This window comes from Actinacidiphila cocklensis (assembly GCF_907177275.1).
Classification (GTDB): Bacteria; Actinomycetota; Actinomycetes; order Streptomycetales; family Streptomycetaceae; genus Actinacidiphila; species Actinacidiphila cocklensis.
In genome coordinates this window covers 19,258-42,066 of sequence record NZ_CAJSLV010000081.1, presented here as the reverse complement: position 1 = coordinate 42,066, position 22,809 = coordinate 19,258, and the positions used below count along the sequence as shown (strand labels likewise).

22 protein-coding genes are annotated in these 22,809 nt (G+C 73.9%); 10 read left to right on the top strand and 12 right to left on the bottom strand.

Features of this window, described 5'->3' with window-relative positions:
- Positions 1–3 precede the first annotated feature (3 nt).
- Positions 4–1,590, top strand: coding sequence for an alpha/beta hydrolase (locus tag NFU81_RS29300; RefSeq protein ID WP_251496270.1), 1,587 nt, complete (start codon positions 4–6; stop codon positions 1,588–1,590).
- Positions 1,591–1,657: 67 nt separating this feature from the next.
- On the opposite strand, the gene NFU81_RS29295 is transcribed toward NFU81_RS29300, so the two are convergent.
- The 7 genes from NFU81_RS29295 to NFU81_RS29265 form a co-directional block, all read right to left on the bottom strand.
- Complete coding sequence (locus NFU81_RS29295; RefSeq protein WP_251496267.1) at positions 1,658–2,503, bottom strand: TIGR02452 family protein; 846 nt, start codon at positions 2,501–2,503, stop codon at positions 1,658–1,660.
- A 71-nt stretch (positions 2,504–2,574) separates the two neighbouring features.
- Positions 2,575–3,294 carry a lysophospholipid acyltransferase family protein gene (locus NFU81_RS29290; protein ID WP_251496802.1) on the bottom strand — a complete coding sequence of 240 codons (720 nt, stop codon included), beginning with the start codon at positions 3,292–3,294 and terminating at the stop codon, positions 2,575–2,577.
- A 167-nt stretch (positions 3,295–3,461) separates the two neighbouring features.
- A complete protein-coding gene (locus NFU81_RS29285) occupies positions 3,462–4,418 on the bottom strand; it encodes a cytochrome c oxidase assembly protein (protein ID WP_251496266.1) in 957 nt (318 codons plus the stop codon).
- Positions 4,419–4,571: 153 nt separating this feature from the next.
- Positions 4,572–5,597 carry a 6-phosphofructokinase gene (locus NFU81_RS29280; protein ID WP_251496263.1) on the bottom strand — a complete coding sequence of 342 codons (1,026 nt, stop codon included), beginning with the start codon at positions 5,595–5,597 and terminating at the stop codon, positions 4,572–4,574.
- Between the two features lie 168 nt (positions 5,598–5,765).
- Positions 5,766–6,494, bottom strand: a complete 729-nt coding sequence (locus NFU81_RS29275) for a type 1 glutamine amidotransferase (RefSeq protein ID WP_251496261.1) — start codon at positions 6,492–6,494, stop codon at positions 5,766–5,768.
- Positions 6,495–6,567: 73 nt separating this feature from the next.
- On the bottom strand, positions 6,568–7,806 hold the full coding sequence (locus NFU81_RS29270; RefSeq protein WP_251496258.1) for a MurT ligase domain-containing protein: 1,239 nt from the start codon (positions 7,804–7,806) through the stop codon (positions 6,568–6,570).
- A gap of 160 nt (positions 7,807–7,966) precedes the next feature.
- Entirely contained in the window at positions 7,967–8,608 is a 642-nt protein-coding gene (locus NFU81_RS29265) for a TetR/AcrR family transcriptional regulator (protein ID WP_251496256.1), read from the bottom strand.
- Between the two features lie 147 nt (positions 8,609–8,755).
- On the opposite strand from NFU81_RS29265, the gene NFU81_RS29260 reads away from it, so the two are divergent.
- Positions 8,756–9,985, top strand: coding sequence for an acyl-CoA dehydrogenase family protein (locus NFU81_RS29260; RefSeq protein WP_251496254.1), 1,230 nt, complete (start codon positions 8,756–8,758; stop codon positions 9,983–9,985).
- A gap of 49 nt (positions 9,986–10,034) precedes the next feature.
- On the opposite strand, the gene NFU81_RS29255 is transcribed toward NFU81_RS29260, so the two are convergent.
- Entirely contained in the window at positions 10,035–10,187 is a 153-nt protein-coding gene (locus NFU81_RS29255; protein ID WP_251496251.1) for a hypothetical protein, read from the bottom strand.
- 70 nt (positions 10,188–10,257) lie between these two features.
- Positions 10,258–12,339, bottom strand: a complete 2,082-nt coding sequence (locus NFU81_RS29250; protein ID WP_251496249.1) for an FUSC family protein — start codon at positions 12,337–12,339, stop codon at positions 10,258–10,260.
- Positions 12,340–12,730: 391 nt separating this feature from the next.
- Here NFU81_RS29250 and NFU81_RS29245 point away from each other — a divergent pair, with 391 nt between their 5' ends.
- A complete protein-coding gene (locus NFU81_RS29245) occupies positions 12,731–13,315 on the top strand; it encodes a winged helix-turn-helix domain-containing protein (protein ID WP_251496247.1) in 585 nt (194 codons plus the stop codon).
- On the opposite strand, the gene NFU81_RS29240 is transcribed toward NFU81_RS29245, so the two are convergent.
- Complete coding sequence (locus tag NFU81_RS29240) at positions 13,299–13,763, bottom strand: universal stress protein (protein ID WP_251496245.1); 465 nt, start codon at positions 13,761–13,763, stop codon at positions 13,299–13,301. The two genes, NFU81_RS29245 and NFU81_RS29240, sit on opposite strands and share 17 nt — an antisense overlap.
- A gap of 225 nt (positions 13,764–13,988) precedes the next feature.
- On the opposite strand from NFU81_RS29240, the gene NFU81_RS29235 reads away from it, so the two are divergent.
- Positions 13,989–14,537 (top strand): SRPBCC family protein, encoded by a 549-nt coding sequence (locus NFU81_RS29235; RefSeq protein ID WP_251496242.1) that lies wholly within the window; start codon positions 13,989–13,991, stop codon positions 14,535–14,537.
- Positions 14,538–14,658: 121 nt separating this feature from the next.
- Here NFU81_RS29235 and sigJ read toward each other — a convergent pair whose 3' ends face one another.
- Positions 14,659–15,642 carry an RNA polymerase sigma factor SigJ gene (gene sigJ / locus NFU81_RS29230; RefSeq protein WP_251496240.1) on the bottom strand — a complete coding sequence of 328 codons (984 nt, stop codon included), beginning with the start codon at positions 15,640–15,642 and terminating at the stop codon, positions 14,659–14,661.
- A gap of 336 nt (positions 15,643–15,978) precedes the next feature.
- Between sigJ and NFU81_RS29225 the strand changes: the two genes are divergently transcribed.
- Entirely contained in the window at positions 15,979–16,602 is a 624-nt protein-coding gene (locus NFU81_RS29225; protein WP_251496237.1) for a hemerythrin domain-containing protein, read from the top strand.
- Positions 16,603–16,633: 31 nt separating this feature from the next.
- Here NFU81_RS29225 and NFU81_RS29220 read toward each other — a convergent pair whose 3' ends face one another.
- Positions 16,634–17,731 (bottom strand): baeRF3 domain-containing protein, encoded by a 1,098-nt coding sequence (locus tag NFU81_RS29220; RefSeq protein ID WP_251496234.1) that lies wholly within the window; start codon positions 17,729–17,731, stop codon positions 16,634–16,636.
- 461 nt (positions 17,732–18,192) lie between these two features.
- On the opposite strand from NFU81_RS29220, the gene NFU81_RS29215 reads away from it, so the two are divergent.
- The 5 genes from NFU81_RS29215 to NFU81_RS29195 are packed head-to-tail and all read left to right on the top strand — an operon-like array spanning position 18,193 to position 22,691.
- The gene (locus NFU81_RS29215; RefSeq protein ID WP_251496231.1) at positions 18,193–19,269 is read left to right on the top strand and encodes a DUF4129 domain-containing protein; all 1,077 of its coding nucleotides are present in this window, start codon (positions 18,193–18,195) and stop codon (positions 19,267–19,269) included.
- A complete protein-coding gene (locus tag NFU81_RS29210) occupies positions 19,266–19,781 on the top strand; it encodes a hypothetical protein (protein WP_251496228.1) in 516 nt (171 codons plus the stop codon). Before NFU81_RS29215 ends, NFU81_RS29210 begins: the two co-directional genes overlap by 4 nt.
- Positions 19,782–19,834: 53 nt before the next feature.
- On the top strand, positions 19,835–20,842 hold the full coding sequence (locus tag NFU81_RS29205) for an AAA family ATPase (protein ID WP_251496226.1): 1,008 nt from the start codon (positions 19,835–19,837) through the stop codon (positions 20,840–20,842).
- Complete coding sequence (locus NFU81_RS29200) at positions 20,839–22,167, top strand: DUF58 domain-containing protein (protein ID WP_251496224.1); 1,329 nt, start codon at positions 20,839–20,841, stop codon at positions 22,165–22,167. The genes NFU81_RS29205 and NFU81_RS29200 overlap by 4 nt, the downstream gene beginning before the upstream one ends.
- Entirely contained in the window at positions 22,164–22,691 is a 528-nt protein-coding gene (locus NFU81_RS29195; RefSeq protein ID WP_251496222.1) for a hypothetical protein, read from the top strand. Before NFU81_RS29200 ends, NFU81_RS29195 begins: the two co-directional genes overlap by 4 nt.
- Positions 22,692–22,809: the final 118 nt, after the last annotated feature.

The following is a 22,809-nucleotide window of genomic DNA, read 5'->3' as shown; positions in this document are numbered from 1 at the left end:
GACGTGAGACGCACGATCGTGCTCGTCTCCACCGGCGCCCTGATCGCGGGCGCCATCGCCGCGGCGCCGGCCGCCACCGCACAGACCGCCGGCAGGCACCACCTGCCGGCCGTGACCGTACCGGAGTCCGTCGGCGTGGTCCTCGCCGCGGGCGAAGCCCGGCACGAGGGCATCCAGTGGGCGGCGTGTCCCGACGGCTGGGGCCTGGCGGCCCCGGTCCAGTGCGGCTGGGTGACCGTACCCGTCGACTACCGCAAACCGTACGGCGACATTATCAAGCTCGCCGTGGACCGCGCGGCGAGCACCGGTACGGCCGGCGAGCGGCAGGGCGCACTGGTCTACAACCCGGGCGGCCCCGGCGGCTCGGGCCTGCGCTTCCCGGTGCGCAGCGCCACCGGGGCACCGCTGTGGACCAAGACCGCCAAGGCGTACGACTTCATCGGCTTCGACCCGCGGGGCGTCGGCCACTCGGCGCCGATCTCCTGCGAGGACCCGGCGGAGTACGTCTCTGCGCCGAAGGCGGACCCGGTGCCGGACACGGACGCCGACAAGCAGGCCCAGCGCAAGCTGGCCGCCGAGTACGCCCAGGGCTGCCTGGAGCGCACCGGCGCGGCGATGCTCTCCCAGATGACCACCCCCAACACCGCGCGCGACCTGGACGTCATCAGGGCGGCCCTGCACGAGGACCGGCTCAACTACCTGGGGGTCTCCTACGGTACGTACCTGGGATCGGTCTACGCCACGCTCTTCCCGACCCACGTGCGGCGGATGATCATCGACAGCGTGGTCGACCCGTCGCGCGACCAGGTCTGGTACCAGAACAACCTCGACCAGGACGTGGCCTTCCAGGGCCGCTGGGCCGACTGGGAGGCATGGGTCGCCAAGTACGACTCCGTCTACCACCTGGGCAGCACCGTCGCCCAGGTCCAGGCGAAGTGGGAGGCCCTGCGGGCGGCGACCAAGGCGCATCCGATCGGCGGCGTCGTCGGCCCCAACGAGCTGCTCAGCTTCTTCACCAACGCCCCCTATTACGACTCCACCTGGGCCACCGTCGCCGGCGTGTGGAGCCGTTACGCGGCCGGTGACACCCAGGCCATGGTCGACGCGGCCGGCCCGGACCTGTCGGACACCGCGGGCAACACCACCGCGGAGAACGGCACCGCCGTCTACACCGCGGTGGAGTGCACCGACGCCAAGTGGCCCACCAGCTGGCGCAGGTGGGACCGCGACAACACCGCGCTGCACGCGAAGTACCCGCTGCTGACCTGGTCCAACGCCTGGATGAACCTGCCGTGCGCCACCTGGCCGGTCCGCCAGCAGACCCCGGTGGACGTCCGCTCGCACCACGGGCTGCCCGGTGTGCTGATCGTGCAGAGCACCAACGACGCGGCGACCCCGTATCCCGGTGCGCTGGAGACCCACCGCCGGCTGGCCGGGTCGCGGCTGATCACCGAGCAGGGCGCGGGCTCGCACGGCGTCACCAACCTGGTGAACCCGTGCATCAACTCCCGCGTGGACGACTACCTGCTGCACGGCACGCTCGACGGGCACGACGTGGTGTGCGGACCGCACGCCACCCCCGTGCCGTAATCCACGCACGGACCAGGGGCCGCCGCCCGCACCGGAAACAGGGGTGCGGGCGGCGGCCCTCGGCGCGTCAGGCGGGGGAGCGCACCACGGGGACGGGGAAGGCCGCGTCGAAGGCGGCACGTACAGGCGAGTCCGGGCGGCGGTCGAGGACCGCGAAGACCGCCTCGTCCACGGCGTGCGCGAACCGCCCGCCCGGCCGCAGCAGCACCGCGAAGGCTTCCGCCACCCTGGCCGGGTCGTTGCGGAAGACCCCGCAGCCCCAGGCGCCCAGCACCAGCCGCCGGTAGCCCTGCGCGACCGCCACTTCGAGCACCCGCTCGGCCCGCGCGTCGAGCGCGGGACCGACCTCGGCCGTACGCTTCGGCAGCGTCCGCGCGATCACCCCGGCGTTGGGCGCGGGGGAGGTGAGGAAGCCGGCCGTCCACGGCTCGTCCAGCAGGTCGCCCCGCCCGTCGCGGAAGACCGGCACGGCGGGGGAGTGGATGACCCGGTCCGAGTAGAAGGCGTCGCGGTGCGCGCGGTGGTGCTCGTAGTAGCCGGGCGCGCGCAGCAGGCAGGTGTAGAGGGCCGAAGACCGGCACAGCGCCTCTTCCTGGGCCTGCGCGCCGTTGAGGTAGCCGCCGCCGGGGTTGCGGGCGGAGGCGAAGTTCAGCACGGCGACCGGCGCGGTGCCCGCAGCGGTCAGCCGCCGCGCGGCCGCGATGCTGTCCTCCGGCGTGACCGTGCAGTGCGCGCCCGGTCCTTCCGGCGGCGCCGGCGCCGGCACCGGGCCGGGACCGAACAGCCGGGTGCCGTCGGCGGCGGCCGCCACGGCAGGGCCGAGGCCGACCCACTGCCCGGCGGGGCCGCGGTAGCCGCCCTCGCTGACGATCCGTTCGTTCTCCCGGGCGATGTTCCGCAGCCGTGCGCTCATGGGCCGAGGCTATGCGGACCGCCGCCCGCGGTGCGAGGCGATTTCGCCCGGCCCCGGGCGGCGGCGGGCGGTCAGGACTTGCGGCGCAGCCGCGCCGCCACGCCCTTCTGCTGCGCCTGCTGCTCGGCCTTCACCTCGCCCGCGTACCGGTCGACGTACTCCTGGCCCGACATCCCCAGCACCTCGTACATGATCTCGTCGGTCACCGCGCGCACCACCTCGCGCCGGTCCTCCATGCCGTAGAAGCGGCTGAAGTCCAGCGGGGCGCCGAAGCGGATGGTGACCCGGCCCATCCGCGGGATCTTCCGCCCGGGCGGCTGCAGCTCGAAGGTGCCGAGCATCGCGCACGGGACGACCGGCGCGTGGGCGCGCAGCGCCATCACCGCCACGCCCGTCCTGCCGCGGTAGAGCCGCCCGTCGTGCGAGCGGGTGCCCTCGGGGTAGATGCCCAGCAGCTCGCCGCGGCCCAGCACGCCCAGCGCCGCGTCGATCGCCGACTGCGAGGCCTTGCCGCCCGAGCGGTCCACCGGAATCTGGCCCACCCCGCGGAAGAAGGCCGCGGTCAGCCGGCCCTTGAGCCCGGGACCCGTGAAGTACTCGGCCTTCGCCAGGAAGGTGATCCGGCGCGGCAGCATCGCCGGCATCACGAAGTGGTCGGAGAAGGACAGGTGGTTGCCGGCGACGATCGCCGCACCGGTCTCCGGGATGTTCTCCATGCCCTCGATCCGCGGCCGGAACAGCAGCCGCAGCAGCGGTCCGAGAATCACGTACTTGAGCACCCGGTAGAACACGGGCACCTCCCCCTCCACAGGTCCCGGAACGCCCGGGCCGCGCTGCGCCGGTCCACCCGCGCCCCGGCAGAGAGTAGTGCCCGCCCACCGGCCGCGACCAGCGCGCGGCGGTCACGCCGGCCACGTGTCGGCGATCCGCGTGCCCGAGGGGTCCCCGCGAGAGGGCTCTAGCCGCGTCCGCGCGCCTCGAGCGAGGCGAGATACGCGTTGTACGCCACGAGTTCGGCGTCGCCGTCCCGGTCGGCGGCCCGGTCCTTGCGGCGGGCCTGGCGCTGCTCGGAGGTGTACCACTGGAAGAGCAGGGCCACCAGCACGATCACCGACGGGATCTCGCTGAACGCCCAGGCGATACCGCCGGCCGCGGTCTGGTCGCCGAGCGGGTCGATGCCCAGCGACGCCGCGGGGTGCTTGAAGGTGGTCACCAGCGGCTCGCTCGCCATCATCACCGCGATGCCGAAGAAGGCGTGGAAGGGCATGCCGGCGAACAGCTCCAGCATCCGCATCACGTAGCCCGGCCGGTGCGGTCCTGGGTCGACGCCCATGATCGGCCAGAAGAACAGCAGGCCCACCGCGAGGAAGTGCACCATCATCGCCAGGTGGCCGGCCTCGCTGCGCATCAGGAAGTCGAACAGCGGCGAGAAGTACAGCGCGTAGAGGCTCGCGATGAACAGCGGGATGGTGAACGCCGCATGCGTGACGACCCGCAGGTACCGGCTGTGCAGCAGCTTCACCAGCAGCTCGCGCGGCCCGGTCCGGTTGCGGCCGGCCGTCGGCAGCGCGCGCAGCGCCAGCGTCACCGGGGCGCCGAGCAGCAGCAGGATCGGCGAGAGCATGCTGAGGATCATGTGCTGCACCATGTGCACGCTGAACATGACCATGCCGTAGTCGTTGAGCCGGGTGCACATCGTCAGCCCGATGGTCAGCACCCCGACGGCGAACGCCACCGTACGCCCCACCGGCCAGCGGTCGCCGCGCCGGTACAGCCGCAGCACCGCCACGCCGTACAGCACGAGCAGCAGGATGCAGCCGATCAGGAAGAACGGGTCGCCGCTGCTGAAGGCCAGCCCCCGGCCGAGGGTGAACGGCGGCAGGTCCATGTGCATGCCGTGCCCACCGTGGTCCATCCGTTCACTCCTTGCTCGCGCCGACCGGCAGCAGGCCGATTCGACCGTAGTGCCCGCTCCAGAGTAGAACCGCCCCCCTCCGGAGGTCCGGGCGGGGGCGGCTGCGTCGACGCGCGGCGGGCGCCGGTGCTGTGCGCTGCGGTGGTCAGCGGCTCACAGGACGCACTCGGCCTCGGTGTAGCGGTCGGCGGGCACGGTCTTGAGGTGCTGCACCGCGTCGGCGAGCGGCACGAGGGTGATGTCGGTGCCGCGCAGCGCGGTCATCATGCCGAACCGCCCGTTGTGCACGGCCTCCACGGCGTGCCAGCCGAAGCGGGTGGCCAGCACCCTGTCGTACGCGGTGGGGGTGCCGCCGCGCTGCACATGGCCGAGGATCACCGGGCGGGCCTCCTTGCCGAGGCGCTCCTCCAGCTCGACCGACAGCTGGTTGGCGATACCGCTGAAGCGCTCGTGCCCGTAGACGTCGGTGGCGCCGGAGGAGAACTCCATGGTGCCCTCGCGCGGCTTGGCGCCCTCGGAGACCACCACTATGGCGAACTTCTTGCCCGCCTCGAAGCGCTTGCCGACCAGCGCGGTCAGCTCGGCGATGTCGAAGGGCCGCTCGGGCACCACGATCGCGTGCGCGCCCGCGGCCATGCCCGAGTGCAGCGCGATCCACCCGGTGTGCCGCCCCATGACCTCCACGATCAGCACCCGCTGGTGCGACTCCGCGGTGGTCTTGAGCCGGTCGAGCGCCTCGGTGGCGACCATCACCGCGGTGTCGAAGCCGAAGGTGACGTCGGTCGAGGCGATGTCGTTGTCGATGGTCTTGGGCACCCCGACGATCGGCAGGCCTGCGTCCGACAGCAGCCGGGCCGCCTTGAGGGTGCCCTCACCGCCGATCGGGATGATCGCGTCCAGGCCCAGGTCCGCGACATGGCCCCTGGCCTGCTCGACACCGCCGCGCAGATGCGCCGGCTGCACCCGGGACGAGCCGAGGATGGTGCCGCCACGGGCCAGGATGCCGCTCACCGCGTCCAGGTCGAGCTTGCGGTAGTCGCACTCCAGCAGCCCCTTCCACCCGTCGTGGAAGCCGATGACCTCGTCATTGTGGTCCACGACGGCGCGGTGCACCACGGACCGGATGACGGCGTTCAGCCCGGGGCAGTCGCCGCCGCTGGTCAGTACACCAATACGCATGCTCTCGATACTCCCGCAACTCGACCGGACGGCCGGACCCCCTCGTCCGGATGGATCGCGGCAAAGCTTACCGAGCCCATGGCGCACGCCTCCACGCCGACCGCACTGCGGACACCTGACGATTACCCGAACAGCAGGCGACCGTCTCGCAGCGTGACGGGCCGCCGGTCAGGCGGGCTGCACCGCCGCCGCGATCCGCTCGGCGCGCAGCGCGTCGTACCACTGGTCGTCGACCGGCGGCAGCGCGTTCACGTCGAGGGCCAGCTTGATCATCAGGTCCGCGATGTGCGGGTTGCGGGCCATCACCGGACCGTGCATGTACGTGCCGAAGACCGTGTCGTTGAACGCGCCTTCGGTCCCGTCGCCGGTGCCGTTGCCCCTGCCGACCCGCAGCCGGGCCAGCGGCCGCGCGGTGCGCCCGAGGTGGGTGATGCCCTGGTGGTTCTCGAACCCGGTCAGCGGCGGCAGGCCGAGCTGCGGGTCTATGTCGGCGAGCACGTCGCCGACGCACCGGTCGCCCTCGCCCCGGGTGCTCACCACGTCGAGCAGGCCCAGGCCCGGTTCGGGGCGGCCCAGGTCGTTGATGAACTCGTGGCCGAGGATCTGGTAGCCGGCGCAGACCGAGAAGACGATCGCGCCGTTGGCCACCGCCCGGTTCAACCCGCCGTCGCGGCGCAGCCGTTCGGCGGCCAGCCGCTGCGGGCGGTCCTCGCCGCCGCCGATCAGGTAGATGTCGCCGGAGGTCGGGATGACCTGGTCGGACCGGACGTCCACCCGGGTCACCGGGACCCGGCGCTGCACCGCCCGGCGCTCCACCACCAGTGCGTTGCCCTGGTCGCCGTAGGTGCTCAGCAGGTCGGGGTAGACCCACACCAGGCGCAGGCTGGACTCACTCATTCGTGCTTCTCCTTGTCGGGCGGCAGCGGCTGGGCCGGCGAACGGGGCGGCGGGCGGTGCGTCCCGCCGCGGGTCAGTTGCCGACGCGGCGGCGCAGGTCCTGGAAGGCGGTGTAGTTGGCGATGGCCTCGATCCGGCCGGGCGGCGCCGCCCGTACCGCCTCGTCGAGGTCGGCGCAGACCCTGAACTGCAGGCCCGCGACCTCCAGGCGTACCGCCAGGTCGAGCTTGCGGTCGCCGATCACCAGGATCGGGTGCCCGGCCAGCCGGGTGTAGTCCACGTCCCACAGCCACGAGGTGTCGGTGCCGTCGGCGCCGCGCGCGTTCACCGACAGGATCACCGGGGTGGGCGGGCCGTCGATCAGCGAGAAGGTCTCCAGCCAGCCGGCCGGGTTCTTGGCCAGCAGCAGCCGCAGGTCGCGCTGCATGAAGGACACCACGTCGTAGCGCCCGGCGACCGCCTGCACCTTGTACATCCGCTCCAGGGCGACCTTGGGGTCGATGCCGAAGGCGGCGGCGACCGCGGCGGAGACGGCCGCGTTGGACTTGTTGGCCCGGCCCGGCAGCTGGAGCTGGATCGGCCAGGCCACGCCGTACGGGTCGACGACGTGGTCGCCGGACAGCGCCCAGGTCGGGGTGGGGCGGCGGAAGCCGCACTCGCCGCAGAACCAGTCGTCGCCCGGGCGCTGCAGCACCCCGCCGCAGGACGGGCAGGACCAGGCGTCGTCCTTCCACGACTGGCCGGCCGCGACCCACACCACGGTGGGGCTGGAGGACGCGGCCCAGGTGATCAGCGGGTCGTCCGCGTTGGCGACGATGATCGCCTCGGACCCGGCCAGGCCCTCGCGCCACTTCTCCGCCAGCATCCGGGTCTCCGCGGCCCGGTCGAGCTGGTCGCGTGACAGGTTCAGCAGGGCGATGGCCTTGGGGGCGACGTCCCTGGCCACGCCGGCCAGGTACTTCTCGTCCACCTCGATCACGCCGAAGCGGGCGTCGGAGCCGCCGGCCAGCGCGGAGGTGATGCCGGCCGGCATGTTGGCACCGAGCGCGTTCGAGACCACGGGGCCGCCGGCCCGCAGCGCCTCGGCGAGCAGCCGGGTGGTGGTCGTCTTGCCGTTGGTGGCGGACACCAGCACCACATCGAGGTGCCGGGCGAGCCTGGCCAGCAGGTCGGGGTCGAAACGCAGCGCGACCTTGCCGCCGATCACCGACCCGCTGCCCTTGCCCGCCGCGCGGGACACCGCCGCCGCCGCCCTGCCCGCCGTCACGGCCAGCTTCGCCCGTGGCGACAGCGGCTCCGAGTTGCCTGCCATCGTCTGTTCTTCCTCCTCGACTCCGGCCGCGATGCCGCCTGCGGCGGCCGGTTTTCCGTCCCCCGGGCGGCCGCTGCGGCGGCCGGCAAGTTCCGGTCGAGGCCAGCCTATCGACTTCGCGCCGCGGACCGGCAATGCGCTGCCCGGAGGCGGCCCGCGGTCACAGCCCGCGGCTGCCCGCCCGGTCGCCGGTCTCGGCGAGTCGGCCCCAGAGCAGGTCGGCCAGGTGACGCACCAGCAGATCGCGTGACAGCGGCCGCTCGCCGAGCCACCAGTCGCCCGCCGCGTACATCATCCCGACGATGCCGTGCCCCCATACCCTGGCGACCTGGCGGGTGTCGGGGCCGAGGTCGAGCCGTTCGGCTATCACCTCGCCGAGGTCCTCGCCCATCCGGCGCAGCAGCGGGACGGAGTGCCTTCCGACGTCGAAGCCCTTCTCGTCCGAGGGGGCCTCGGCGGGGTGCATCAGGAAGCGGTAGACCTGCGGCCGGGTCTCGATGGCCGACAGGTACGCGTGCAGCGTCGCCTCGACCCGGTCCCTGCGGTCGCCGGGGGAGTCGAGCGCGGCGCGCAGGGTGGCCAGCAGGGCGTCGGTGTGCCGCTTGGCCAGTGCGCGGTACAGGCCGCTCTTGTCGCCGAAGTGGCGGTAGAGGATGGGCTTGGTGATGCCGGCCTCGGCCGCGATGGCGTTCATCGACGCCTCCGGCCCGTCCCGCAGCACCACCCGCTCGGCGGCCTCGAGCAGTTCGGTACGCCGCCGCTGTGCGGCCGTCCGCTGGTCACCCCGCTGGCCGGTCTCCACCGCGCCTCCCCGCTGTTCGATTGCCGGTGGTCTGCGCAACGTAACACCCCCGGCACGGGCGCTCACGCGGAGTTTGGCGAGTTGACATCGCTTACCAGACGGTAACAGACTGCTGTTACCGCAAGTAACTAGCATGTGGAGGGGACGATGGGCGACTTCACGCTCGATCTCAACGATGACCAGCGGTCCGTGCGCGACTGGATCCACGGCTTCGCCGCCGACGTGATGCGCCCGGCCGCGGCCGAATGGGACGAACGCGAGGAGACCCCGTGGCCCATCATCCAGGAGGCGGCCAAGATCGGCCTGTACTCGCTGGACTTCTACGCCCAGCAGTTCTTCGACCCCACCGGGCTCGGCATCCCGATGACGATGGAGGAGCTGTTCTGGGGTGACGCGGGCATCGCCCTGTCCATCGTCGGCACCGGGCTGGCCGCGGTCGGCGTCCTGGCCAACGGCACCGAGGAGCAGATCGGCACCTGGGTCCCCCAGATGTACGGCGACGCCGCCGACGTCAAGGTCGCCGCGTTCTGCTCCTCCGAGCCCGACGCCGGCTCCGACGTGGGCGCCATGCGCACCCGCGCGGTGTATGACGAGGCCACCGGCGAGTGGGTGCTCAACGGCACCAAGACCTGGGCCACCAACGGCGGCATCGCCAACGTCCACGTCGTCGTCGCGGTGGTCGACCCGGAGCTGGGCACCCGCGGCCACGCCTCCTTCATCGTGCCGCCCGGCACGCCGGGACTCTCGCAGGGCCAGAAGTTCAAGAAGCACGGCATCCGCGCCTCGCACACCGCGGAGGTCGTCCTGGAGGACGTCCGCGTCCCCGGCGACTGCCTGCTCGGCGGCAAGGACAAGCTCGACGAGCGGCTGGCCAGGGCGCACGAGCGGGCGAAGTCCGGCGGCGCGGGCGGCAGCAAGAACGCCGCCATGGCCACCTTCGAGGCCTCCCGGCCCGCGGTCGGCGCGATGGCGGTGGGCACCGCGCGGGCCGCGTACGAGTACGCCCTCGAATACGCCACCGGGCGCGAGCAGTTCGGCCGGCCGATCATCGACAACCAGGGCGTCGCCTTCCAGCTCGCCGACATGCGCACCCAGATCGACGCGGCCCGGCTGCTGGTGTGGCGGGCCTCCTGGATGGCGACCGCGGGCAAGCCCTTCACCTCGGCCGAGGGGTCGATGTCCAAGCTCTTCGCCAGCGAGACGGCCAAGAAGGTCACCGCCCAGGCCATCCAGATCCTCGGCGGCAACGGCTACACCCGCGAGTACCCGGTCGAGCGGATGCACCGCGACAGCGCGATCTACACGATCTTCGAGGGCACCAGCGAGATCCAGCGGCTGGTCATCGCCAGGACGCTGTCCGGGGTGCCGATCCGCTGACCGGCTCAGGGCCCGCCGTCCCCTTCAGCGGGTACGGCGGGCCGCGGGCCTACTTGTCGTTGCCGTAGCCCCGCAGCAGGAACCACGCCATGAGCGCCACGCCGACCACCGTGACGACGATGACCGTGCGCATCACCGGCCCTGGGCCCGGCGAGTTCGACAGCGCCAGGTTCGTCACGTCGTGGATCGTGCCGATGTGCATGGGAAGGCTCCTTCTGGTCCGGCCCACCAGCGTAGACCCGCCCGCATGCCACACCGCCCCCGGGCACGCCCTAGCCTCCGGCCGGGTGTCGCTGCCCCGCCGACCTGGGGCGGAGCGCCTCGGCCAGCTCGTCGAGAGTGTCCACCAGCAGCTCCGCGCCACGGCGTACGACCCGGTCGCCCGCCGGATCGGACTGCCAGCCGGCCAGCTCGGCGCGCAGCGCCTGCCAGTCCGGCGCCCTGCGCGCCCTGACCTCGTCGGCCGCGGTCGCCGTGACCTCCCGCAGCGCCGCCGCGAAGCGCGCCGCCTCCGGCACCGGCGCCCTGTCCTTGCCCGGCTGGTGCGCCTCCATCACCAGGCCCACCCGGCCCACCGCCGACAGCGCGGCGTCCGCGTCCCGCACCGCGCTGCGCGACAGGCCGCGGTGCCGCACCGGTTCCGCGTCGGCCCTGGTCACCGCCTGGTCCCAGGCCGCGCCCGCCGCCCGCAGATCGAGCAGCGCCCGGCGTACGGCACCGGGCCGGCGCCGCGACGGATCGGCGTGCGCCTCCATCACCGCGGCCACGTATCCGGCGGTCGCCTCGATCCAGTCGGCCAGCCGGTCCCGCAGCCGCGGGGTCTCCCAGGCGGGGAAGACCGCGTAGGCCGCCATCGCCAGCAGCCCGCCGAGCAGCGTCAGCAGCACCCGGTCGCGCACCGTCTGCTCCAGCTGCGTACCGCCCATGCCCAGCAGGAAGACCACGTAGGCGCCCACGCAGGCCTGCGCGACCACGTAGCCGATGCGCAGCAGCAGGTACATCAGCCCGATGCTGACCACCGCGAGCGCGGCGAAGGTGTACGTGCCCGGGTGCGCGACCCGGGCGATCGCGGTGGCCAGCGCGACGCCCACCAGCGACCCGGCGAAGCGCGCGACCCCGCGCTCGTAGGTCTGGGTGAAGTCCGGCCGCATCACCATGACGGCGGCCAGCGGCGCCCAGTAGCCGTGGCCCAGCGGCAGCGCGGTGCCCAGCAGGTAACCGGCCGAGGCCACCGCTGAGACCCGCAGCGCGTGCCGGAAGACCGGCGAGTCCCAGCGGACCTGGCGGCGCACGGTGCGCACCGCGGTCGGCAGCATCTCGCCGACCGACGGGCGCAGCAGATGCGCGGTGCCGGTCGCGTCGGAGGGACCCGAGCCCTCGGCCCGCTCCACCGCGGCGCTCAGCAGCGACACCAGACGGGTCGCCGACCTGCGGGCCGCGCCGGTCAGTTCGGTGCCCGGCGCGTCGGCCCGCAGCAGCGCGTCGGCCTGGTCGGGGACCCGTACCGGCCCGCCGTTCCTGATCGCCCGGGCCACCGCGTCCAGGACGGTCGCCGCCACCGCCAGCACCTCGCGCGCCCGGTCCCGTTCGGGGCCCTCGGCCGCGGCGCCCACCGTCGGGTCGGCCAGCGACGCGAGCACCGGGCGGATGCGCTCGGCCAGCGCCCGGTTGCCGTGCAGCTCCTCCGGCCGCCGCCTGGCCTGCCGGGCGCTCACCACGGCCGCGCTGCGGGCGGTCATCAGCGGCTCGGGGTCGAAGGGCGCCAGCGGGTCGTGCCGCAGCCGGCGCGCGTAGTCCGCCTCGGCGGCGAACGCGTCGGCCAGCGCGTCGCGCTGGGCGCCCCAGCGGCGGATCGGGAAGACCACGATCAGCGCCGCCTGCACCAGCGCGCCGAGCCCGACGAGGGCGGCGTGGTGCAACGCGCTCAGCGTCGACGTCGGCAGAGTGACCGTCACCAGCATCACCGCGACCGTCAGCGACGCGACGACGCCGGTGGTCGGGCCGAGCGCCCACGCCATGCCGGCGGCGAAGGCCCACACCGCGAGCAGGACGACGAACACCGCCACATGCGAGGCGGCCAGGTATCCCAGGAAGGTGCTCACCGCCAGCCCCGCGCCCGCGGCGAGCGCGAGCACCGGCCTCGGCCGCCAGCTGCGCTGGAAGGTCGCCATCCCCGCGGCGAAGGCGCCGAAGGCCGACGAGGCGGCCACCGGCGGCGACCACAGCCACAGCGAGAGGCCCACGACGATCGCCACGCCGCAGGCCGCACGCAGCGCCACCAGCGGCTCCAGCCGGGTCCGTTCCACCCGCAGGCCGGACCTGGCGGTCTCCCGCAGCGCACGCAACCACGTCATGGTGCAGAGAATAGGCAGAAGGAAGATCCACCGGGCAGCTGCGAAATGCCCTGTACCAGCTGATACGGGGCGCTTCAGGGGGTCGGGGTGACCGGGCACACTCCGCGGGCCGCCCCGCCCCCTCACACCTGCGCGCCGCCGTCTGCTTCAATGGGGGACATGGCCAGCACTACTGACACCGGGACAGGTCGAAACGACCTCGAGCCCTTCTGGCCGTCCCGGCAGGAGCACCACTTCGACCGCTGGTGTTGCCGCGCGATCCCCGCGCGGACCCGCGTCCCTCGCTGACCTGCCAGCAGCCCTGCCTCATCGGCAACGGGTGGCCGTACGGCGGCAACCGGTCCCGCGCACAACGGAGTCCCACGACCCTTCGCGCGAAAGAGCCGAACCCATGTCCAACCTGCCTTCCCTGACGTCCCTGCCCACCCCTTCCGCCGCCGGCAACCGGCAGCGGCTGCGTGCGGTACGCCCCGACGAGGTGCCCCCCGCCCCCGACTTCCTGCCGCCCGGCGCGACCTGGCTGCCCGCGCCCGGGCACGTGCTGCCCGCGGTCGCCGGCGGCGCCCCGATGGTCGGCTACCTGGTGCTGGTGCCCGCCGAGCCGGGCGCGCCGTCGCCGCAGCCACCCGCCGTCGCCGAGCAGCCGCTCGCCGCAGGCGGGGTGCGGATCGACGAGGACCGCCGCACCGCGGCGGTCGACGACCGCCAACTCGACCTGACCTACCTGGAGTTCGAACTGCTGGCACACCTGGTGGCGCACCCGCACCGGGTGCACTCCCGCGACCAGCTGGTCACTACGGTGTGGGGGTACGGCCACGTCGGCGACGGCCGCACCGTGGACGTGCACATCGCCCGGCTGCGCCGCAAGCTCGGCGCGGACCACCGCGGCAGCATCGTGACCGTGCGCCGGGTCGGCTACAAGTACGCCCCCGCGCAGGGCGACCGGGTGCAGCAGGGGGCTACGGCACGACGGTGACGGGCCACTTGCCCGCCTTCACCAGGCGGACGGCCACCGAGCCCACCAGCCGGTGGCCGGCCCGCTCCGAGGCGCCGACCACGACCGCGTCCGCGGTCAGCTGGTCGGCGGCCGCGGCAAGACCGCCGAAGGGGTCGCCGCGGAAGGTGTGGAACTCCCACCGCACCTCGAAGGTCCCGCTCAGCCGCTCCACCGACGCGCGGATCTCGGCCACCAGCTGGGCCGCGATCCCGGTGTCCACCTCCGACACCGGGACGCCCATCGCCGCGCCGCCCGGCAGGTACGGCTGCACGTAGACGAGGGCCAGCAGGGCGTTCTGCCGCCGCGCCAGCCCCGCCGCATAGGCGGCGGCGCGCCAGGACGAGTCGGAGCCGTCGAGGCCGGCCACGATCACCTTCGGCCCGTCGGTCCCGCGTTCGAATCGTGTCGGGGATTTCTGCTCGTCCACCCGGTCAGGCTATCGGCCTGCGGCCTGCGGTTTCATCCCCGACCACGCAGCGTGGTCACCCCAATGGGTGTATTGCCACGACATGGGCACCTTTGCGGGGCACGCTTTCCAGGAGGAGTGAAACAGGCAGCGTCCCACCGGCCGGCGTGCGCACCGCGGTCAGGTCCGTGCCCGTGTCATGGCTCGCCGCCCACGCCGCTACCGGGGAGGTTTGTGATGCCGAGCGTGTCCACGAGCGTGTTCGTGTCGAGGCCGGACGCCGAGGTCTTCGACTTTCTCGCCGACGCCCGCAATCTCGCCCTGTGGAGCTCCGGGGTGACCTCCGTGGACGCCGACGACGTGCTGCCCGGCCGCGACGCCGCGTACGGCTACCGATACCCGGGCAGGCGCCGGCCGCACCGGCTGGTGTGCGACCACTTCGAGCCCTGCCGACGCATAGTCTTCCGCGGGCAGCGGATGTGGAGCCCGCTGGGCACCCAGGTGCCCGTGTACGGCTTCGACCTGATCCCGCACGGTGACGGCACGATGGTCCGGCTGTCCGTGACCAGCTGCCTGAGTGCCGCGCTGCTGCTGCTCGCCCCGGTCGTCGCGATGGCGTGGCGGCGCGACCTGCCCGCCGACGCCCGCAAGTTCGGCGACATCCTCGGCGGCTCCGCAGCCGCCCCGCTGCACGGCCCGCAGGTGCCCGCCTCGGGCGGGTCCGGCGGTGACCCCGGCGCCCCGGCCGCGACACCGCTGCGCACCGCGCCGGGTGGATTCGACTACGCTCATTGAGTGTTAAACTAACAACGTGACGCGGCGCCCCCGAGCCCGTCATGCGTGACTGCCCCGGCCAGGTCCCCCCGTCCCGGCCGGGGCTCCCGCATGTCCGGGGGTCTGCGGGACGCCGTGCCGGTCAGGGCCCCGCGGGGCCGCCCTCCTGCGGGGAGACGCCGGAGAGCTTGTCCGGGTTGGTGACCAGGTAGATGTCCGTGACCCTGTCGCTGTCCGCGTCCAGGTCCACGACCATGACAGCGGTGGGGGAGTCGCCGGAGAACACCACCACCGACGGGTCGCCGTTGACCTGCCGGTAGCGGATGTCGACCGACTCCGGCAGCCGGTTGGCGGCGTAGCCGGTGATCAGCTTCGCCACCTTCTCCTGGCCGGACACCGGCCGCAGCGCCGCGTTCGCCTTGCCGCCGCCGTCGGTCCACAGGGTCACCTCGGGGGCGAGCAGGCTCATCAGCTCCGTCAGGTCCCCGCCCAGCGCCGCGGCGATGAACCGCTCGGTCACCTGCCGCTGCAGCCGCCGGTCGGCCTGGTAGCGCGGCCTGCGGGCCTGCACGTGCTCGCGCGCCCGGTGCGCCAGCTGCCGGATCGCCGACGGGCTGCGCTCCAGGATCTCGGCGATCTCGGTGTGCGGGTAGCCGAACACCTCGTGCAGCACGAACACCGCCCGCTCCAGCGGCGTCAGCGTCTCCAGCACCACCAGCATCGCCATCGACACCGACTCGCTGCGCAGCGCCGACTCGGCGACGTCCGCCGCCTCCGCCGCCTGCGGCTGGTCCGCGGTCTGCTGCGCCCCGGTGGCCAGCGGCTCGGGCAGCCACGGGCCGACGTACGTCTCGCGGCGGCGGCTGATGCTGGCCTGCCGCGCGAGCGCCTGGTTGACCGCGATCCTGACCAGGTACGCGCGCGGGTTCTCGATGTCCGCGCCGGTCTGCCTCCCGCTGCGGCGGGTCCAGGCCAGCCAGGTCTCCTGCAGGACGTCCTCGGTGTCGGAGACGCTGCCGAGCATGTTGTAGGCCACCGAGAACAGCAGCTCCCGGTGACTGACGAACACCGCGGTCGCGCGGTTGTCAGGGGCAGCCGCCAGCTGCCGGGTCGGAGTGTCGGACACGATGGAGCCTCCTGTGGTGCGTTTCCCCGTTGGCCCTGAGAGGGTGCACGCACCTTCCAGCGTGACATCGGATGGCCGAAATGTGATGTGCGTCTCCTTCGGTGGCCTAAATGTGCGGCTGGGGCGTGTTTGCCCGGCCGTTTCCGCGGACCCGCTGCGGGCCGGATGTCACATCGTGGCGGCGCGGGGACTCTGTGATGCATGGGGCGTGGCCGACGGCCCGGCGGCAGCCCGGAAACGGGTGCTGGAGGGGAGCCGCCGGTCCATGGCCACGCCCCCTGCCGCCCCGCCCGGGACGGCAGGACCCCAACGACGTACCGAAGGAAGTAGTCCGCCGTGGCCGACACGCAGCAGGACATCGATTTCACCATCATGTACGCGACCCACCGCGCCTTCCGGCGCGACCTGCGGCGGCTGGCCGCCGCCGTGGAGGCGGGCCGGGCCGGCACGCCGCAGGTCCTGGCCGGCTGGGAGAACTTCAGCCTCCAACTCGACAACCACCACTCCGTCGAGGACGCGGCCCTGTGGCCCCAGGTCGAGGCCAGGATCGAGGACCGCCCGGAAGACCAGCGGCTGATGGAGGCCATGGAGGCCGAGCACGCGGAACTCGGCCCGCGGATCGCCGAGGTCGACACCGCGCTCAGGGCCGGCGCCGACGACCTCCCGGCCAGGATCGAGGACCTCTACCTGGTGATGGACCACCACTTCGCGCACGAGGAGGACCGTGCGCTGCCGCTGATCCAGGACGTGCTGACGCCTGCCGAGTGGCGGAAGTTCGGTCTCGCCAACGCCAGGAACCTCGGCGTCAAGGGCGTCGCCGTCTACGTCCCGTGGGTCGCCGACGGCACCACCGCCCAGGAGCAGCGCGAATTCCTGTCCGCGTTCCCTCCCCCGGTCCGCGCGGTCAACAAGCTCCTGTGGCAGCGCTCCTACCGCAAGAAGCAGCTCTGGCAGGTCTGAGCGGGGCCGTGGCCCGCGCCCGACGGGCGGCTCAGTAGCGCAGCACCGCCGCGACGTGCCCGACATCGGCCAGTTCGCCGTCGGGGACGAACCGCACCCTCGCCCCCGTGTCGAGCGCCTGCTCGGCGATCTCGTCGACGATGTCGTCCCGCGCGCCCCGGTCGCCCGAGGCCGCCGGGACGAGGTGGTCGCCGTCGTCCCGCACCGTCGTGCGGTAGCCGTCCTCGATCGCGACCAGCGCCACCCGCGCCTCCGCGACCGACTGCCACACCTCGTCCACGCCGCCGGCGAAGGCCTTGCGGCTGCGCGCGTCGTCCAGCTCCGACAGCACGCCCGCGACCTCCTCCTGCGCCCGCGTGCCCGCGGCGGTGGCGAGCGCCTGGCGCAGGGCCTCCGCCGGCCCCTCGGCCAGCCCGCCCTGGGTGATCAGCCCGGCGGCCTCCTTCACCAGCTTGCCCGCGTCGTCCAGCGCGGCCAGCGCCTCCGACTCGCCGACCACGTACATCGGCCGCGGGTCGGCCGCGACGACCACACCGGCGCTCTCGGTCACCTCGCGCAGGAACTGCCGGGTCCGCTCGTCGTTGAAGGTGCTCGGCGTGTCGCCGATCCGCTCCTCCCGCTCCGGGTCGAAGTCCTCCGGCACCCGCCGCACCGGGAAGGTCCCGGTGAACTGCTCGGGAGCCCGTCCCTTCGTCCCGCTCCACATCGTCGCGACGTCCGCGGACAGCGCCAGCACCCAGAACGGCTGGTTGGCGACGTGCGCGGCCACCAGGTTGCGGGTCAGGAACGTCTGCGCCAGCAGCACCCGGGCCGGGACGGTCCTGGCCAGCGTCCACACCTGGTGCTCGCCGGGCGCGGCGAAGATCGCCAGGCCGTCCTCCGCGTGCACCAGGTCCACCTCGCCGAGCGCCTGGTCGAGCTGGCCGATCACGTCGATCCGGTCCGCCCGGGACACCTCGGGGTCGTTGTGCACCGCGTCCTTGGCCTCTTCCAGTAGATTGCGCAGCCGTACCGCGTCCTGCGCGTTGTCCGGTTCGCGGCGGTGGGTCGGCAGCAGCACCGACACGGCGGGGTAGGGCCGCGGCCGGCGCAGGTCGGCGAGGATGGCGGGGCTGATCGGCGCATGCATGGCATTGCCCTTTCGGCGGCGGCATCGTGTGCCGGTGACGTCCCCCGGGTCGTCCCTTTGTCTCTTCATGGATATATCAATGTGCCGCCCCTCGCAGCTTGTGCGAGGGGCGGCACAGCCGCCCGGGACCGCCCGCCGGCCCTCACCCGTACGGCTCACCGGGTGCTGCGGGCGCCCGCCGCGGGTCGCGCCGTGAGGGGCGGCGGCCCTTGGGCGGGTCCGCAAGGTCCCGTCCGCCCGAGGGCCAGGGCGACGCGCTGGACGACCTCTCACCGGCGTGCCGACCGCGCAGGCCGGCGGCCTGAACGCGGTCGTGGTCATCCTCGCCGACAGCGCCGGCGAGACCGCCTCCTGCGGCCCGCGCGCCCGCCGGGCGAAGCGGAACGTCCGCTACCAGGGGCCGCCGCAGCCGGCGGCGGACCCGTGTGCGAAGCTGCCGACCGCCAGGAGGGGAGGCGGCGGTGGACGAGCACGACGCCACAACCGGGACGCGACAAGCCGGCGAGCACCACCAGGACCGGCCGGCAGCGGGAGGACGGGGCCGGCCGGGAGCGGCCGGTGCCGCACTGGCCGTCGTCGCCGTCGCCGGTACCGCGCTCGGCGCGGTGCTGCTGCGCCCGGGCCGCTCGCTGACGGCCAGGAGCGGCGGGCCGCTGGACAACTCCGCGGTCGTCATCCTGATCGCCCTCGGCTGCCTGGCCGCGGGAGTGCTGCTCAGCAGCCACTACCGTTCCCGGCTGGGCTACGACCAGAACCTGCCGTCCTTCGAGCAGCGGCTCGCCGACGCGGTCCGGGTGACCCTGATCGCCGCGGCCGTGGTGGTGCCGGTGCTGCTGCTCAGCATGCACGACTTCCCTTCCGGCGGCGGCAGCCCGGCCCCCGAGCAGACCGGCGACGACGACTTCCCGCACCGCACCCTGCCACCGTTCACACCACACCCGGGCAGCGGGGCCGGCCACGTCCCCTCGATCACCCTGCCGCACCTCCTGGTCGTGGCCGGGATCGCGGTGCTGGTCCTCGCGCTGCTCGTCGCCGGATACCGGCTGTGGCGCCAGCTCCGGCGCACCGAGGTGCCCCCGCCGGCAGGCACCTACCGCCCTGCCGAGCAGGACGTGCTCGCCGACGCCGTCGACTCCGGGCGGCGCGCGTTGCTCGACGGCACCGACGCCCGGGCCGCCGTCATCGCCTGCTACGCGGCCATGGAGACCTCGCTGGCCCACTCCGGGATCGCCCGCAGGGCCTCCGACAGCCCGCAGGACCTGCTGGCCCGCGCCGCCGGCAGCGGCCTGCTGACCGGCCCGCACGCCACCGACCTGACGGCGCTGTTCCGCGAGGCCCGCTACTCCACGCATCCCATGGACGGCACCCACCGCGACCGGGCCGCCGCCGCGCTCGACGCCATCGCGGCGCAGCTCGCGGAACGCGCCGCCGCGGCCGACGACCCGCAGCCCGCGGCCGACGACCCGCAGCCCCCGTCCGACACCCCGCCCGCCGGCGGCACCGGGGGTCCGCAACCGAGGGCGGGAGCCCACCGGTGATCGAACGCCCCGAGCCCGGCGCCCCCGGCTCCGTACGCCACTCGCTGACCCTGCTCGCCGCCGTCGGCGCCGTCTGTGTCGTCGTGCTCGGACTCGCGGAGGGACTGCCCGGCGCGGCCACCGGGCTGGCCGTGTGCACCGTCGCGGGCCTCGCCATCGCCCGCTACGTCAGCGGCTCCGGCGCCCAGGACAGCGGCTTCCGCCGCTCGGTGCGGCTGCTCGGCAGCCGGGCACCCGCGCTCGGCGAATGGCAGCGCGTCGTCGACAAGTCGGTCGGCGACCGCAGCGACGTGCACTTCAACGCCACGCTCAGGCCCCAGCTGCAGCGCCTCTTCGCGGCCCGGCTCGCCGAGCGGCACGGTGTCGACCTCTACCGCAGGCCCGAGCGGGCCGAGGCACTCGTCGGTGCCGACCTGTGGCCCTGGATCGACCCGGAACGCCGGCCGGCGCACCGCCCGGACGAGCCGGAGCGGGTGCTGCGCGCCCTGCTCGACCGGCTGGAGGCGCTGTGAACCCCGCGACCGGCGTGCGTCCGTACCACCACCAGGCACAGTGAGGACCAGCAGTGACCAGCCAACACCGCACAGACGACCACGACGCCCTGACCCCGCGACAGGCCGGTGAGCGGGCCGCGGAGGTCCTGGCCGAGATCCGTACCGCCGTCGTCGGCAAGCCCCGGCCGCTGGACATGGTCATGCTCGGCATCCTGGCCGGCGGGCACGTCCTGATCGAGGACCTGCCGGGGCTGGGCAAGACCCTGCTGGCCCGGTCCTTCGCCACCACCCTCGGCCTGGACTTCCGGCGTATCCAGTTCACCCCCGACCTGCTGCCCTCCGACGTCACCGGCGCCCCCTTCTACGACCAGCGCACCGCCGAGATGGTCTTCAGGCCCGGACCGGTCTTCACCCACCTGCTGCTCGCCGACGAGATCAACCGCACCCCGCCCAAGACCCAGGCGTCGCTGCTGGAGGCGATGGCCGAGTCGCAGGTGTCGATCGACGGCAGCACCCGCCCGCTGCCCGACCCGTTCGTCGTCATCGCCACCGCGAACCCGATCGAGTACGAGGGCACCTACTCGCTGCCCGAGGCCCAGCTCGACCGCTTCCTGCTCCGGGTGCGGATGGGTTACCTGACCGCGTCCGAGGAGACCGGGATGCTGCGCGCCCGGATCGCCCGCGCCGCACCCGAGGCGGTGCTGCGCACCCTCAGCGGCCCGAAGGAGGTGCTGGCGATGCGCGCCGCCGTGGAGCAGGTCGAGGTCGAGGACGACCTGCTCGACTACGTCGTCGCCCTGGTCGGCGCCACCCGCACCCACCAGCACGTCCAGGTCGGCGCGTCACCGCGCGGCGGCCTGGCCCTGGTCCAGCTCGCCCGCGCCCGCGCCGTCCTCGACCTGCGCGACTACGCCACCCCCGAGGACGTCAAGGACGTCGCCGTCGCGGCCCTCGCCCACCGGATCACCCTCAAGCCCGAGCTGTGGGTCCGGCAGATCGACGCCGACGACGTGGTCGGCGAGATCGTGCAGTCCGTCGCCGCACCGCAGACCCTGCCCCGCAGCCCCGTCGCGTCATGACCGGACGACCCGCCGCCCTGGACCGGGCACTGGGCGGTGCGACCTCCGCGCCCACCGAACCGCCGCCCGCGCCGCCGCCCGGCTGGCGGGCGAGCGAGCGGACCCTGCGCTACGGCACGGTCGGCGCGGTCGCGTTGGCCGCCGCCCTGGTCACCGGCCACGCCTGGCTGCTGGCCGCGGCCGCCGCCCCGCTGGCCCTGCTCGCACTGGCGCTGCCCACCGGCCGCCGGCCGCAGCGGCTCACAGCCGCCGTCGACGTCGAGCCGCGGCGCTGCTTCGAGGGCGAGCAGATCACCGCCACCCTCACCCTCGCGCACGACGGCGCGGCCGGCCGCCTCGACCCGGGCCTCACCCTCGGCCCCGGCATGCGGCTGGACGACCTCAGCGTCACCGAAGCGCGCGTCAGGCTGACCTTCACCGCCCAGCGCTGGGGCCGCTGGACGGTCGGCACGGTCGACCTCGACGTCTACGACACCGGCGGCGCCGCCCGCCGCACCCTGCGCGTGGACCTCGGCGAGGTCGCGGTCTTCCCGGTCCCCACCGCGACCGGCCTCACCCCGATCCCGGTACGGCTGCCGCAGCGGCTCGGCGAGCACACCTCCGCCCAGCGCGGCGAGGGCGTCGAGGTCACCGGCATCCACCCGTACGTACGCGGCGACCGGCAGCGGCGCATCCACTGGCCCGCGACCACCCGGCGCGGCGAACTCCAGCTGCACCAGTTCGCCGCGGAGAGGGCCTCGGACACCGTCGTCCTGCTCGACGTGCTGGCCGACGTCCGCGACCCGGCGACCGGCACGTCCTCGCTCGACGAGACCTTCCGCGCCGCGGCAGGACTGGTCCGCGCGTATCTGCGCACCCACGACCGGATCGGCGTGGTCTCGGTCGGCGGCACCACCCGCTGGCTGCAACCCGGCAGCGGCCAGAGCTACTTCTACCGGATCGTGGAGAGCGTCCTCGACGTCCGCAAGGACCTCGGCCACCGCTCCAGCAGCCTGCACAGGCTGCCGCCGCCCGCACTGCCGCAGAGCGCGCTGGTCTACGTCTTCACGCCGCTCATCGACCAGCGCATCCTGGAGGTGCTCGACCAGGTCAGGTCGCGGGCCAACCCGCTGGTCGTGGTGGAGATCCCGACCGGCGACCCCGAGGTCGAACCCGGCGACCGCACCGCGGAGCTGGCCCTGCGGCTGTGGCGGGCCGACCGCGACGCGATGCGCTTCGCGCTGACCGAGCGCGGCATCGCCCTCATCGCCCACCGGCCGGGCGAGACCCTCGACCTGGCCCTCGCGCCGCTGCTGCGCACCCGTATCCACGGAGGACGCCCGTGAGCCGCGACTTCGACGCCCACCGGCTGACCGCCCGCATCCTCGGCGTCGCCCTGGCCGTCACCGCCTGCAACCCGCCCCGCGCCCTCGACGGGTCCCTCGCCGGCTGGGCATTCGTCCTTGCCGCGTCCGGCGCCGCCTGGTGGGCCGCGCCGATGGTCGACGCGCGCCCGGTGCTCAACTCCATGCGGTGGGCCGCGGTCGCGGTGCACCGGCGCAACACGCTGCTGGCGGCCGGCGCGGTCGTCCTGGCCGCGCTGACCGCTCCGGCGGTCTGGCTCGCCGCCTGCGTCACCGGCCTGCTGGTCGCCTACCTGCTGCTCACCGACGGCTGGACGATGGGAGCGACCGCTCCCGCGGGCGTCGACCGCGCCACTCCCGCACTGGCCGCCACCGCGGCGGCCGCGGTGGTCTTCGCCGCGTCCACCGCGCCCGTGGCCGACACCGCCTGGGCACGCCTGCCCGCGGCCCTCGCCCTGGCCGCCACCGCCGGCTGCGTCGCCCTCTCCCTGCGCCACCGCCCCTGACGCCGCCCTGCCGCGCAGGTCAGCGCTCCCCGCCGGGCCGCCCACCGGGGCCGGCCCGTGCCCCGCGCCCTCGCGAGCGGCATCTGTATCGGTTAAGTAAATACGGCTTCTTCGTCCC

Bases quoted from the DNA above. Each gene is read 5' to 3' on its own strand.
- NFU81_RS29200 (WP_251496224.1), top strand. From the start codon at position 20,839: ATGACCGGACGACCCGCCGCCCTGGACCGGGCACTGGGCGGTGCGACC.
- NFU81_RS29275 (WP_251496261.1), bottom strand. From the start codon at position 6,494: ATGAGTGAGTCCAGCCTGCGCCTGGTGTGGGTCTACCCCGACCTGCTG.
- NFU81_RS29220 (WP_251496234.1), bottom strand. From the start codon at position 17,731: ATGCATGCGCCGATCAGCCCCGCCATCCTCGCCGACCTGCGCCGGCCG.
- NFU81_RS29280 (WP_251496263.1), bottom strand. From the start codon at position 5,597: ATGCGTATTGGTGTACTGACCAGCGGCGGCGACTGCCCCGGGCTGAAC.
- NFU81_RS29250 (WP_251496249.1), bottom strand. From the start codon at position 12,339: ATGACGTGGTTGCGTGCGCTGCGGGAGACCGCCAGGTCCGGCCTGCGG.
- NFU81_RS29245 (WP_251496247.1), top strand. From the start codon at position 12,731: ATGTCCAACCTGCCTTCCCTGACGTCCCTGCCCACCCCTTCCGCCGCC.
- NFU81_RS29260 (WP_251496254.1), top strand. From the start codon at position 8,756: ATGGGCGACTTCACGCTCGATCTCAACGATGACCAGCGGTCCGTGCGC.
- NFU81_RS29295 (WP_251496267.1), bottom strand. From the start codon at position 2,503: ATGAGCGCACGGCTGCGGAACATCGCCCGGGAGAACGAACGGATCGTC.
- NFU81_RS29270 (WP_251496258.1), bottom strand. From the start codon at position 7,806: ATGGCAGGCAACTCGGAGCCGCTGTCGCCACGGGCGAAGCTGGCCGTG.
- NFU81_RS29285 (WP_251496266.1), bottom strand. From the start codon at position 4,418: ATGGACCACGGTGGGCACGGCATGCACATGGACCTGCCGCCGTTCACC.
- NFU81_RS29255 (WP_251496251.1), bottom strand. From the start codon at position 10,187: ATGCACATCGGCACGATCCACGACGTGACGAACCTGGCGCTGTCGAAC.